The organism is Streptomyces sp. NPDC021749 (assembly GCF_040640655.1).
GTDB lineage: Bacteria > Actinomycetota > Actinomycetes > Streptomycetales > Streptomycetaceae > Streptomyces.
This window is the reverse complement of the sequence record NZ_JBFACE010000002.1, coordinates 252,600-265,697: the sequence shown is the minus strand read 5'-3', so window position 1 is coordinate 265,697 and position 13,098 is coordinate 252,600. Positions and strand designations below refer to the sequence as shown.

Below are 13,098 nucleotides of genomic sequence, written 5' to 3'. Positions count from 1 at the left end.
CGTACTGCAAACAGCCGCGCCGGTACCCCCGGCCCGTCCAGTACGATATTGACGTTCCGTAAAGCAAATCCTCACTCACCGTAGCGACTTGGGAGCAGCCGGCAATGGCTCGACACCTCATCACCAGCGCCCTTCCGTATATCAACGGGATCAAGCACCTGGGCAACATGGTGGGGTCCATGCTCCCGGCCGACGTGTATTCCCGGTATCTGCGGCAGCGGGGGCACGACGTCCTCTACATCTGCGCGACGGACGAGCACGGGACCCCGGCCGAGCTGGCGGCGAAGGAGGCCGGGCAGTCGGTCGACGCGTTCTGCGGCGAGCAGCACGACAAGCAGAAGGCGATCTACGAGGGCTTCGGCCTGCGGTTCGACCACTTCGGGCGGAGCTCCTCGCAGGAGAACGTCGAGCTCACGCAGCACTTCGCGCGGAAGCTGCACGAGAACGGCTTCATCGAGGAGCGGGCCATCCGCCAGGTCTACTCGAACGCCGACGAGCGCTTCCTGCCCGACCGCTACATCGTCGGCACCTGTCCGCACTGCGGCTACGACAAGGCGCGCGGCGACCAGTGCGAGAACTGCACCCGGGTGCTGGACCCGACCGACCTGATCGACGCCCGGTCGGCGATCAGCGGCAGCGGTGACCTGGAGGTGCGGGAGACCAAGCACCTGTTCCTGCTCCAGTCGAAGCTGCAGCACGAGGTCGAGGGCTGGCTGGAGGGCAACGGCAGCACGGAGTGGCCGACCCTCGCGTCGTCGATCGCGCACAAGTGGCTGACCGAGGGACTGCAGGACCGGGCGATCACCCGTGACCTGGACTGGGGCGTGCCGGTCCCGGCGGACGTGTGGCCGGAGCTGGCGGCCGAGGGCAAGGTCTTCTACGTCTGGTTCGACGCACCGATCGAGTACATCGGCGCGACGAAGGAGTGGGCGGACGTCGACCCGGAGAACCGCGACTGGAAGTCGTGGTGGTACGAGGCCGAGGACGTCCGCTACACGGAGTTCATGGCCAAGGACAACGTGCCGTTCCACAGCGTGATGTTCCCGGCGACGCAGCTGGGGACCCGTGAGCCGTGGAAGAAGGTCGACTTCCTCAAGGCCTTCAACTGGCTGAACTACTACGGCGGGAAGTTCTCCACCTCGCAGCGGCGCGGCGTCTTCACGGACGCGGCGCTGGAGCTGCTGCCGGCCGACTACTGGCGCTACTTCCTGATGGCCCACGCGCCGGAGTCGGACGACACCTCCTTCACCTGGGAGCTGTTCTCGTCCTCGGTGAACAAGGACCTCGCGGACACCCTCGGCAACTTCGTCAACCGGGTGCTGTCGTTCTCCCGCAAGCGGTTCGGCGACGAGGTCCCGGCGGGTGCCGAGGCCGGTGCCGCGGAGCAGAAGCTGGGCGAGGAGATCGCCGGGCTGCTCGCGGAGTACGAGCGCCACATGGAGACGCTGCAGTTCCGCAAGGCGGCGGCCGCGCTGCGCGCCCTGTGGAGCGCGGGCAACTCCTACCTGGAGGAGAAGGCCCCCTGGCTGGAGATCAAGACCGACAAGGACGCGGCGGCGCTGACGCTGCGCACCGCGATGAACCTGATCCACCTCTACGCGGTGGTCTCCGAGCCGTTCATCCCGGCGTCGGCGAAGGCGATGCGGAGCGCGTTCGCGCTGGCGGACGACACTGCCGTGTGGGTCTCGCAGGACGAGGCGAAGGCGCTGGCGTCGGTGCCCGCGGGGACGCCGTTCACGGTGCCGCCGGTGCTCTTCGCGAAGATCACCGAGGAGGACCTGGAGTCGTACCGGGAGCGGTTCGGTGGTTCGGAGGAGTAACCCTCCCCGTCACCGGTAGCCAGCCGGTCCGCCTGCTGTGTGCGCCCGTCCCGCCCCGAGGGGGTGGGGCGGGCGCACGTGCATGGCGGGCGGGCCGCCGTCGGCGGCTCTCAGGCCATCGGGCTTCCCGGATGCCGGCGGCTCCGCGCGCGGCCCTGTCGTTCAGGGCTTGGTGCCCGGTGAGACGTAGGCGGTCAGCGGCTTCAGGCCGGGGGTCCGGGGCAGGGCGACCCTGCGCCAGCCGCGGGCGTAGCGCGGGGGCCGGTGGCCGGCCGCCAGGAGGACGGCGGCGGGGTGGCGGGCGCCGAGCCGGGCCAGGGCGGTGGGCGTGATGCTGGCGTCGTGGCCGACGGGCTGGCGGGACGCGCAGCCGGCCCGGTACGCCACCCGGACCGCTTCCTCACCGCTGACGGCGCACGGCGGTCGGAGACCGGTGGTGCGCAGGGTCCCGGCGATCCGGGAGATATCGGTCTGGGCGCGTACCGTTCCGCGCTGCATCTTGTAGAGGACCGCCAGCTGGATCGCCTCGTGGCCCAGCAGCACGACGGCCAGGAGGGCCACCGTCGCGGCGTGCCGCCGGCGCGGGCGGAGGACCAGCCAGCACAGGAACCAGGCGGCGGGCATCATCAGCAGGGCGTACGCGGGCAGCAGGAAGCGCGGGGCGGCGTAGTCGATCGCCAGCAGGTAGGGGGCGGCGAGGCAGAGGCCGGCCAGGGAGGGGAGCACGACGGGTGCCGAGCCGTAACGGTGCAGCGCGCCGTGCGGGTCGTGGAGGCGGAGGGTCGGCCAGGTCTGTCCGTCCGGTTGCCCCGCGCCGCCGGTGGCGAGCCGGTCGGCGCGGGCCGTGTCCAGGACCAGGCTGCCCAGCCGTACGGGGTCGAGCCAGAGGCCGTCGCGCCGGCCGGGGTGCGGTCCGTGGCCGGGCGGCCACACCGGTCCGTAGCGGTGCAGCGCGCCGCCGGGTTCGCGGGCGCGTACCGCGGCCCAGACCGCGCCCAGCACGGCCAGCGGGAGCACGCACCACCATGCCGCCGCCACCGGATGTTCCCAGGCCAGGTCGCAGGGGCGGCACAGGCTCTTTCCCTGCAGCGCCCGGGCGTGGTCGGCGAAGGACGGGTGCCAGCCGAGGCCGCCCTGGATCTCCGCGGCCTGCCGCAGCCGGGCGGGGAAGCCGCCGTAGGAGACGTACGCCTCGATGATCCACTCGGCGCATCCGAGCGCGAGGCCGACCGGAAGGGCGAGCAGGACGGTGGACCGGCGCCACGTGGGGACGACGAGCCCGGCCAGGAAGAGCGGAACGACCAGCCACACCGCGTCGCTCGGGCGCATCAGCGCGGCCAGCGCCACCGCGGCGGCGAGGCCGGTCGCGGCGCCCCGGCCGGCCTCCGGGGCCAGCTGCACGGGCGGCTGGCGTACCGCGAGGAGGAAGCAGCCGGTGGCGATGAGCGCGGCGTAGCCGACCCACAGGTTGGGCATGGCCTGGGGACCGTAGAAGAGGGTGACCCACAGTCCGGCGAACAGCGCGCCGCCGAGGGCGGGGACGGGGGGCGGCAGCAGACGCCGCCAGATGCAGAGGGTGAGCAGGAGCCCGGCGCCGGAGAGCAACGCGAGGTAGCAGTGCAGCACGGGGGCCGAGGTCGTGAAGGCGACGACCGGGGCGAGGAGGAGGGTGACGCCGCGGGCGCGCGGGGCGCTGAAGTACGCGGCCGGGGTGTGCGGGTCGACCTGGCTGGCGTAGACCGTCTCGTCCCATCCCAGGCCGGGGGTGGCGACGGCGAAGTAGAGCTGCCCGGCGGTGAAGACGGCGGCCACGGTGATCAGCCACCGCAGATCACTGCCCGGTGCGGGGCGCGTCGGATGGGCCCGCGGGCCCAGGCCCGTCGTGCCGGGGAGGAGGCTGGCTTGCTGCATGGGCACCACCCTGCGGGGGCGGCGCGTGCCCGGCCACACGTGTGGTGCGGTTGGAGCACAGGGCACCGCGCGTCGCGTGCGGTGCCCGGCCGGTGCACCGCGCCGCGACATGGCGAAGGGCGGTGTTTCACGTGAAACGAACCACGTGACACACCGCCCTTCGGCCCGGCGGGAGCCGGTCCCGGCGCCCCGCCTCTGCCGGTGGTGCCTACTTCACCTGCGGCTTGCGGATGTTGAGGTGCAGCTCCTTGAGCCGGGCCTCTTCCAGCTCGGTCGGCGCGCCCATCATCAGGTCCTGCGCGTTGCCGTTCAGCGGGAACGCGATGGTCTCGCGGATGTTCGGCTCGTCCGCGAGCAGCATGACGATGCGGTCGACGCCGGGGGCGATACCGCCGTGCGGCGGGGCGCCGAAGCGGAAGGCGCGCAGCATGCCCGCGAACTTCTCCTCGACGGTCTCACGGTCATAGCCGGCGATCTCGAAGGCCTTGATCATGATGTCCGGCTCGTGGTTCCGGATCGCGCCGGAGGACAGCTCGACGCCGTTGCAGACGATGTCGTACTGCCAGCCCAGGATGTCCAGCGGGTCCTTCTCTTCCAGGTCCTTCATGCCGCCCTGGGGCATCGAGAAGGGGTTGTGGGAGAAGTCGATCTTGCCGGTCTCCTCGTCCCGCTCGTACATCGGGAAGTCGACGATCCAGCAGAAGCGGAAGACGTTCTCCGCGAAGTGGCCGGCGCGCTTGGCGGCCTCGACGCGGACCGCGCCCATGATCTTCGAGACCTCGTCGAACTCGCCCGCGCCGAAGAAGACCGCGTGGCCCGCCTCCAGGCCGAGGCGCTCGGTGAGGACCTTGACGTTCTCCTCGGTGAGGAACTTGGCGATCGGGCCGGTCAGCGAGCCGTCCTCGCCGACGCGCACCCAGGCCAGGCCCTTGGCGCCCTGCTGGACGGCGTAGTCGCCGAGCTGGTCGAAGAACTTGCGCGGCTGGTCCTGGACGGCCGGCACCGGCAGCGCGCGGACGTGCTTGCCCGCGAAGGCCTTGAACTCCGAGCCCTCGAAGACGTCGGTGATGTCGACCAGTTCCAGCTCGGCACGCAGGTCCGGCTTGTCGGAGCCGTACTTCAGCATCGCCTCGCGGAACGGGATGCGCAGGAACGGCGAGGTGACGTGCCGACCGCCGCCGAACTCCTCGAACAGCTCGGTCATCAGCTTCTCGACCGGCTGGAAGACGTCCTCCTGCTCGACGAAGGACATCTCGATGTCGAGCTGGTAGAACTCGCCCGGCGAGCGGTCCGCGCGGGCGTCCTCGTCGCGGAAGCACGGGGCGATCTGGAAGTACCGGTCGAAGCCCGAGATCATCAGCAGCTGCTTGAACTGCTGCGGGGCCTGCGGCAGTGCGTAGAACTTGCCCGGGTGCAGGCGGGACGGCACGACGAAGTCGCGGGCGCCCTCCGGGGAGGTGGCGCTGAGGATCGGCGTCGCCATCTCGTTGAAGCCGAGGGCGGTCATCTTCTGGCGGATGGACGCGATGACCGCCGAGCGCAGCATGATGTTGCGGTGCATCCGCTCGCGGCGCAGGTCGAGGAAGCGGTACTCCAGGCGCTTCTCCTCGTTGACGCCGTCGTCGGTGTTGATCGTGAACGGGATCTGCTGGGCCGCGCCCAGGACCTCGACCTCGGTGACCTCGATCTCGATCTCGCCGGTGGGCAGCTCCGGGTTGACGTTCTCGGCGCCGCGCGAGACGACCTTGCCGTCGACGCGGACGACCGTCTCCTTCGTCAGCTTGTCCAGCGCTTCGGCGCCGGGGGTGCCGGGGCGGGCCACGAGCTGGACGAGACCGTAGTGGTCGCGCAGATCGATGAAGAGGATGCCGCCCAGGTCACGTCGATTGTGCAGCCAGCCGCTGAGGCGGACGTCGGTGTCGACGTCCGCGGCTCGGAGCTCGCCGCAGTTATGGGACCGGTACCGGTGCATCGCTCATCCAAGTCGTCGCGAGTGTCGAGGTGAGGAGTTGTCGGGAGGAGGTTGGGGTCGGGATCCGGTGCGGACGCCCGGCCGCTCTCCCCGTGGATCACCCGAAAGGCCACCCCAGGATTGACATAACCGCTCCAGGTTACCGCCCCGGCCCCCGGCACTTCGTTGACATATACGCATCAGCGATTCCCGGAGCGTTCCCGGCACGATTCCGGCGGGATCACCGGGGTACGACGGGGAGCGGCGACTGGGACGAGCGTCACATTCCGTTCGCTGGTCGGCCTCCGGCAAACGTACCTAAAGTGAGGCAATGCGCACCAAGGACCTCCTGGCTGCCATCGCGACCGGCCTGTGGCGCTGGGACAACGCCACGGGACGGGTGAGCCTCGACGCCGAAGCGGCCCGGTTGGTCGGGTTGCCGCCCGAGCCGGTGGAACTGACCGAGGCGGCGGTGCGTTCCCGTTTTCATCCCGTGGACTTCGCCGAGGTCAACGGCATCGTGCAGCTCGCGGTGGCCGAGGAGACGCTGGCCGAGGCCCGGCTGCGGGTCGTCGACGAGCAGGGGCGGGTGCTGCGGCTGGTCCGTACCCGCTCCCGGCCGCGCCTGGTCGACGGTGACTTCGAGCTGGTCGGGACCCTCCAGGAGGTGCCCGAGCCACTGCCCGGCACCTCCGCCGCACACACCCCGGTCACCGGCGACTGGCGCCGCTCGCGTGAGGCGTTCCTGCTGGACGCGGGGCGGGCGCTGGCCGAGGCCCGGTCCACCGCCGAGGTGCTGCGGGTGGCGGCCGGGCTGTCGATGCCCGGTTTCATGCCGGACGGGCTCGCGGTCTTCGGGATCGAGGGGGACCGGGTGTCGGTCATCGGCCACCACGGGCACCGGCCCGGTGACGAGCAGCCCTTCCTCGACATGCCGCTGGAGACGGAGTACCCGGCCGCGGAGGTGATCCGCACCGGCCGGGCCATCTATCTGCCCACGCCCGAGGAGTACCGCAGCCGTTACCCGGCCACCTGGCCGCTGGCCGCCCGCTTCGGCCGGACGTCCTGGGCGTTCCTGCCGCTGGTCAACGCGGGCCGGACGATCGGTGCCTGGATGGCGGGGTTCGCCGAGCCGGTCGCCTTCACGCCCGACGAGCGCTCGGTGCTGACCACCGTCGCCCGGATGCTGGCGCAGGCGCTGGCCAGGGCCGGTATCCAGGAGGAACAGCAGGAGCTGGCACTGGGGCTGCAGCGCAGCATGCGGCCGACGGTGCAGCCGGACATCCCGGGGATGACGGTCGCCGCGCGCTACGTCCCGACCGGCGGCGGGCTGGAGGTCGGCGGCGACTGGTACGACATGATCCCGCTGCCGTCGGGCCGGATCGCGCTGGTCATCGGGGATGTCCAGGGCCATGACGTACGGGCCGCGGGCCTGATGGGGCAGCTGCGGATCGCGCTGCGGGCCTATGCGTCCGAGGGGCACCATCCGGACGCGGTGCTCTCGCGGGCGTCCCGGTTCCTGGCCGGGATCAACGCGACGGAGTTCCGCGGCCACGGCGAGGACCAGCGGTTCGCCACCTGTCTGTACATCGAGGTGGATCCGTCGACCGGGCTGCTGGACATCGCGCGGGCCGGCCATCCCGATCCGGCGATCCGGCTGTGCGACGGGACGATGCTGATCCGCCCGACCGCGGGCGGGCTGCCGCTGGGCATCGTCCCGGACACCGACTACCCCATCACCCGGCTCGTCCTGGAGCCCGGCGAGACGATGATGGTCTGCACCGACGGGCTGATCGAGACCGGCGGGCACGACCTGGAGACCGGGTGGTCGCGGCTGCGCGGCATCATCGAGTCGCACGAGGTCGGCGCGGACGACGGGGATCTGGAACGGCTCGCCGACGCCCTGGTCCAGGCCGTGCACGGGCCGCCCTCGCACCACACCACCGGACCGCTGGTGGACCGCCGCGAGGACGACATCGCCCTTCTGCTGCTGTCCCGTGAGGGCGGCAGCTGCGGCGTCGGCACCGGAGGGCTGCTGGCGCAGCAGCCCGTACGGCGCACCGCGCTCTCCGTGGCCCAGACCGAACCGCACCGGATAGCCGAGGCGCGCCGGCAGGTCCGCGAGGTGCTGCACGACTGGGCGGACCCGGACCAGGTCGACTCGGCGGTGCTGATGGTCTCCGAAATGGTCACCAACGTGCTGCTGCACACCGACGGGGACGCGCTGCTGGTCGCCGAGATCTCCGGGGAGTTGGGCGCCCGCCGGGTCCGGGTCGACGTCTCCGACAGCAGCGACGAGCTGCCGCACCGGCGCAGCCCGGGCGAACTGGCCTCCTCGGGGCGGGGGTTGGTGCTGCTGGAGCTGCTGGCCGGGTCCTGGGGCGTGGACCCGCGCGGGGACGGCAAGTCGACGTGGTTCGAGCTCTACGAGGACGCGGGGGACGCGCTGGGCCCGGTGTCGCCGGAGCCGGAGCCGGAGCCCGAGCCGGCATCGGAGTCCGAGTCCGCCGCGTAGTGCTTGCGCAGTTCGTGCAGGACCCCGGAGACCGCGGCGGTCAGGGGCACGGACAGCAGCATGCCCAGGATGCCGGCCACGCTGGCGCCGGCCGTGATCGCCAGCATCACCGTCGCCGGGTGCATCTGCACCGTACGGCTCTGGATCATCGGCTGCAGGACATGGCCCTCCAGCACCTGGACGGCGAGGACGACGCCGAGTGTCCACAGCGCGATCACGAAGCCCCGGTCGGCGAACGCGACCAGGATCGCCACCGCGCCGGAGATGAACGCGCCGAGGTAGGGGATGTAGGCGCCGACGAAGACCAGCGCGCCCAGGCCCGGGGCGCCCGGCACCTGGAGGATCAGCAGGCCGATGGTGATGCAGAGGGCGTCGATCAGCGCGATGAAGGTGGTGCCGCGCATAAAGCCCTGTATCGACTGGAAGCCGCGGCGGGCCATCCGTTCGAGCTGGGGCCCCGACTGGCCGGGCGCCCAGTCGTGCAGCGCGCGGAGCGCCTTGTCCGCGTCGCGGAGGAAGAAGAACGTCAGCAGCAGGGCGAGGAGCGCGGCGGCGATGAACTGGCCGACGACGCTGACCCCGGCCAGCAGCCCAGAGGCCGCCTCGCCGCCGAACCGGGTGACCAGGCCCTTGGCGTTGGAGGCCAGGTCGTCGAGCGAGGTACCGGCCGCACCGAAGTTCTTGGAGAGGCCCCGACCGGCCTCCTTGAGCGAGGCGATGATCTGGTCCCCGGTGTCGACCAGCGCACTGACGACGACATATCCGGCGCCGCCGACCACCACCAGCAGCACGGCACAGGTCAGTCCGGCCGCCAGCGAGCGGTTGAGCCGCATCGCCACCAGCCGCCGGTAGAGCGGCCCGAGCAGCGCACTGCCGAGCAGCGCCAGCAGGACGGGGGTGACCGCCGCGCTCAGGAAGACGCACAGCCACACGCCGACCGCCAGCACGGCCGCGACCAGCAGCGCCACCACGCACCAGGCCGCGGCACGGCGGGCCTCGACCGGCAGCAACGCCTTCTCCGTCAGCGGCCGTTCGGGGCCGGGGCCGCTCCGGTCATGATCCGAGTCGTTTCGCACCCGGACAGTCCACCATGGCGCCCCGTCCGGAAACGGGCCGTGGAGCGCGCCGGGTGCGGTGTTTCACGTGAAACGAGGTGTTTCACGTGAAACACCGCCCCCCATCAGGCAACCCGACGGTGGCTCAGTGCTCCCCTGCGGGGATCGTGCCGAGCCGGCCGGCCTGGAAGTCCTCGAAGGCCTGGGCCAGTTCGGCGTGGGTGTTCATCACGAACGGGCCGTAGTGCATCATCGGCTCGCGGATCGGCAGCCCGCCCAGCAGCACCACCTCGAAGTTCGGGCTGCGCGACTCCTGGGTCTCGTCCGCCCGGATCGTCAGCGAGTCACCCGCGCCAAAGACCACCGTCTGGCCCGTGCGGAACGGGCGTTGCTCCGCGCCGGCGGTGCCGCGCCCGGCCAGGGCGTAGGCGAGGGCGTTGAAATCCTTGCGCCAGGGGAGGGTCAGCTCGGCGCCGGGGTTCACCGTCACATGCATCATCGTGATCGGGGTGTGCGTGATGCCCGGTCCGTGGTGGCCGTCGACGTCCCCGGCGATCAGGCGCAGCAGCGCTCCGCCGTCGGCGGAGGTCAGCAGCTTGACCTGGCCGCCGCCGATGTCCTGGTAGCGGGGGGCCATCATCTTGTCGCTCTTCGGCAGGTTGACCCACAGCTGAAGGCCGTGGAAGAGCCCGCCGGACATGACCAGCGACTCCGGCGGCGCCTCGATGTGCAGCAGACCGGAGCCCGCCGTCATCCACTGTGTGTCGCCGCCGTTGATGACCCCACCGCCGCCGTGCGAGTCACGGTGCACGAACGTGCCGTCGATCAGGTACGTGACGGTCTCGAAGCCGCGGTGCGGGTGCCAGGGCGTGCCCTTGGGCTCTCCGGGCGCGTACTCCACCTCGCCCATCTGGTCCATCATGATGAACGGGTCGAGGTGCTTGTAGTCGATGCCGGCGAAGGCCCGGCGCACCGGGAAGCCCTCGCCTTCAAATCCGCTCGGCGCGGTGGCGACGCCCAGCACGGGACGGGTCTGCGCCGCGGCGGGGGCCGCCACACGGGGCAGGGTCAGCGGGTTCTCTACGGTCACAGCGGGCATGACGCCTCCTCGGTCGCTCACCAAACTTAGTTGAATACTGAACAACCTGCAAGGCATGCTGCATTCCCGCCCGCGTTTCCGCAGGTCAGAGGAATGACAAACGGCCGACCGAGCGAGGCCGGCCGGCCGTTCAGGAACGCGGTGCGGTGCCCCGAGGCGATCACCGCGGCGCGATCAGCCGTACATCCGCCGCATCGCGAAGTCGACCATCTGCTCCACGGCCTTGGCGTCGAAGACCATCCGGTGGTCGCCCTCCATGTCGAGGACGAAGCCGTAGCCGGTCGGGAGCAGGTCGAGCACCTCGGCACCGGTGATCACGAAGTACTTGGACTCCTTGCCCGCGTACCGCCGCAGCTCCTTGAGGGAGGTGAACATCGGGATCACCGGCTGCTGGGTGTTGTGCAGCGCCAGGAAGCCGGGGTTGTCACCGCGCGGGCAGTACACCTTGGACGTCGAGAAGATGCCCTGGAAGTCCTCGGCCGACATCGAGCCGGTGGTGAAGGCGCGCACCGCGTCGGCGAGCGAGGGCGGGGACGGCTCGGGATAGAGCGGCTGTTCGCCGTAGCCCCCGGGGGCCGACTGCTGCGGCGGTGGCGGAGGCGCGCCGTACTGCTGCCCGGCACCGGCGTTCTGGTCGTAGCCGTACATGCGCCTCAGCCTACTGAGTCGGCGCAGTGCCGGGGGACGCTCGTCACAGATGGGCGGAAGGGGTTGATTCTTATTACCCGCGGGTAGCATCATGCTAGCTACTAGCCGGTATTGCGTCTGAGGTCCCAGCCTTGGGGTCCTCTCCCGAACCCTTACGGAGCCGTACCCATGGGCCACTACAAGTCGAATCTCCGCGACATCGAGTTCAACCTCTTCGAGGTGCTGGGCCGTGACCGCGTGTACGGCACCGGACCCTTCGCGGAGATGGATGTCGACACCGCCAAGAGCGTGCTGTCCGAGATCGCCCGGCTGTCCGAGAACGAGCTCGCCGAGTCGTTCGCCGACGCCGACCGCAACCCCCCGGTCTTCGACCCGGACACCAACACCGCGCCGGTTCCGGACACCTTCAAGAAGAGCTACCAGGCCTTCATGGACGCCGAGTGGTGGCGTCTGGGCATCCCCGAGGAGCTCGGCGGCACCACCGCGCCCCGCTCCCTCCTCTGGGGCTTCGCCGAGACGATCCTGGGCGCCAACCCCGCCGTGTGGATGTACGCGTCCGGCCCCGCCTTCGCCGGTGTGCTCTTCGAGGAGGGCACCGAGGAGCAGCACCGCATAGCCCAGCTGATGGTGGACAAGCAGTGGGGCTCCACCATGGTGCTCACCGAGCCGGACGCCGGTTCGGACGTCGGCGCCGGCCGCACCAAGGCCACCCAGCAGGAGGACGGCTCCTGGCACATCGAGGGCGTCAAGCGCTTCATCACCTCCGGTGAGCACGACATGTCCGAGAACATCGTGCACTTCGTCCTCGCCCGCCCCGAGGGCCACGGCCCGGGCACCAAGGGCCTGTCGCTGTTCATCGTGCCGAAGTACGACTTCGACTGGGAGACCGGCGAGCTGGGCGAGCGCAACGGCGTCTACGCCACGAACGTCGAGCACAAGATGGGCCTGAAGGCCTCCAACACCTGCGAGATGACGTTCGGCGCCAACCACCCCGCCAAGGGCTGGCTGCTCGGCGAGAAGCACGACGGCATCCGCCAGATGTTCAAGATCATCGAGTTCGCCCGGATGATGGTCGGCACGAAGGCCATCGCCACCCTCTCCACCGGCTACCTCAACGCCCTGGAGTACGCCAAGGAGCGCGTGCAGGGCCCGGACCTGGCGGCCTTCACCGACAAGTCCGCACCGCGCGTCACCATCACCCACCACCCCGACGTGCGCCGCTCGCTGATGACGCAGAAGGCGTACGCCGAGGGCATGCGCGCCCTGGTGCTCTACACCGCCACGGTCCAGGACGAGATCCTCGTCAAGGAGGCCGCCGGCGAGGACGCGAGCGCCGCGAACCGCCTCAACGACCTGCTGCTGCCGATCGTCAAGGGCTACGGCTCGGAGCGGTCCTACGAGCAGCTGGCGCAGTCGCTGCAGACCTTCGGCGGCTCCGGGTACCTCCAGGAGTACCCGATCGAGCAGTACATCCGCGACGCCAAGATCGACACCCTCTACGAGGGCACCACCGCGATCCAGGGCCAGGACTTCTTCTTCCGGAAGATCGTCCGGGACCAGGGCCAGGCGCTGACCGTGCTGTCCGAGGAGATCAAGAAGTTCCTCGCCGACAACACCGGTGGCGAGGAGCTGGCGGAGGCCCGCGGCGAGCTGGCCAAGGCCGCCGCCGACCTGGAGGCGATCGTCGGCGCCATGCTGACCGACCTCGCCGCGACCGAGCAGGACGTCAAGTCCATCTACAAGGTCGGCCTCAACACCACCCGCCTGCTGATGGCCTCCGGTGACGTCGTCGTCGGCTACCTCCTCCTCAAGGGCGCGGCGGTGGCCGCGGAGAAGCTGGCCGGCGCCTCGGCGAAGGACAAGGCCTTCTACACCGGCAAGATCGCCGCGGCGAAGTTCTTCGCGCACAACGTCCTGCCGGGCGTCTCCGTCCAGCGCGGCCTGGCCGAGTCGGTCGACCAGTCGCTGATGGAGCTCGACGAGGCCGCGTTCTAAGGGAGCGCATCGGGAGCGGCAGGGCCGCGTTCCGGGGCAGGGTCCGCTGCCCGGCGCGCGGCCTTCCTGAGAACCTCTTCTCAGAGTTCTTAGAGGTCTCTCAT

8 protein-coding genes are annotated in these 13,098 nt (G+C 70.6%); 3 read left to right on the top strand and 5 right to left on the bottom strand.

Annotated features, from left to right (window positions below; genetic code table 11):
- The first annotated feature begins 104 nt into the window (after positions 1-104).
- Entirely contained in the window at positions 105-1,820 is a 1,716-nt protein-coding gene (gene metG / locus AB0G35_RS03015) for a methionine--tRNA ligase (RefSeq protein ID WP_360942704.1), read from the top strand.
- 162 nt (positions 1,821-1,982) lie between these two features.
- Here metG and AB0G35_RS03010 read toward each other — a convergent pair whose 3' ends face one another.
- Together AB0G35_RS03010 and aspS are read right to left on the bottom strand one after the other, a co-directional pair.
- Positions 1,983-3,731, bottom strand: a complete 1,749-nt coding sequence (locus tag AB0G35_RS03010) for a hypothetical protein (protein ID WP_360942701.1) — start codon at positions 3,729-3,731, stop codon at positions 1,983-1,985.
- 208 nt (positions 3,732-3,939) lie between these two features.
- Complete coding sequence (gene aspS, locus AB0G35_RS03005; protein ID WP_360942698.1) at positions 3,940-5,703, bottom strand: aspartate--tRNA ligase; 1,764 nt, start codon at positions 5,701-5,703, stop codon at positions 3,940-3,942.
- A gap of 310 nt (positions 5,704-6,013) precedes the next feature.
- Here aspS and AB0G35_RS03000 point away from each other — a divergent pair, with 310 nt between their 5' ends.
- Entirely contained in the window at positions 6,014-8,197 is a 2,184-nt protein-coding gene (locus AB0G35_RS03000; RefSeq protein ID WP_360942695.1) for a SpoIIE family protein phosphatase, read from the top strand.
- Here AB0G35_RS03000 and AB0G35_RS02995 read toward each other — a convergent pair.
- From AB0G35_RS02995 to AB0G35_RS02985, 3 genes are all read right to left on the bottom strand, one after another.
- Positions 8,107-9,273: an AI-2E family transporter gene (locus AB0G35_RS02995; protein WP_360942692.1), complete on the bottom strand. Its 1,167-nt coding sequence runs from the start codon at positions 9,271-9,273 to the stop codon at positions 8,107-8,109. The two genes, AB0G35_RS03000 and AB0G35_RS02995, sit on opposite strands and share 91 nt — an antisense overlap.
- Positions 9,274-9,397: 124 nt before the next feature.
- Positions 9,398-10,351, bottom strand: a complete 954-nt coding sequence (locus AB0G35_RS02990) for a pirin family protein (RefSeq protein ID WP_360942689.1) — start codon at positions 10,349-10,351, stop codon at positions 9,398-9,400.
- A gap of 174 nt (positions 10,352-10,525) precedes the next feature.
- Positions 10,526-10,999: an SseB family protein gene (locus tag AB0G35_RS02985; protein ID WP_261956775.1), complete on the bottom strand. Its 474-nt coding sequence runs from the start codon at positions 10,997-10,999 to the stop codon at positions 10,526-10,528.
- 168 nt (positions 11,000-11,167) lie between these two features.
- Between AB0G35_RS02985 and AB0G35_RS02980 the strand changes: the two genes are divergently transcribed.
- On the top strand, positions 11,168-12,994 hold the full coding sequence (locus tag AB0G35_RS02980) for an acyl-CoA dehydrogenase (RefSeq protein ID WP_360942685.1): 1,827 nt from the start codon (positions 11,168-11,170) through the stop codon (positions 12,992-12,994).
- Positions 12,995-13,098 lie beyond the last annotated feature (104 nt).

Coding starts and splice junctions, on each gene's coding strand:
- AB0G35_RS02990 (WP_360942689.1), bottom strand. CDS start 10,351: ATGCCCGCTGTGACCGTAGAGAACCCGCTGACCCTGCCCCGTGTGGCG.
- aspS (WP_360942698.1), bottom strand. CDS start 5,703: ATGCACCGGTACCGGTCCCATAACTGCGGCGAGCTCCGAGCCGCGGAC.
- AB0G35_RS02985 (WP_261956775.1), bottom strand. CDS start 10,999: ATGTACGGCTACGACCAGAACGCCGGTGCCGGGCAGCAGTACGGCGCG.
- metG (WP_360942704.1), top strand. CDS start 105: ATGGCTCGACACCTCATCACCAGCGCCCTTCCGTATATCAACGGGATC.
- AB0G35_RS03000 (WP_360942695.1), top strand. CDS start 6,014: ATGCGCACCAAGGACCTCCTGGCTGCCATCGCGACCGGCCTGTGGCGC.
- AB0G35_RS02980 (WP_360942685.1), top strand. CDS start 11,168: ATGGGCCACTACAAGTCGAATCTCCGCGACATCGAGTTCAACCTCTTC.
- AB0G35_RS03010 (WP_360942701.1), bottom strand. CDS start 3,731: ATGCAGCAAGCCAGCCTCCTCCCCGGCACGACGGGCCTGGGCCCGCGG.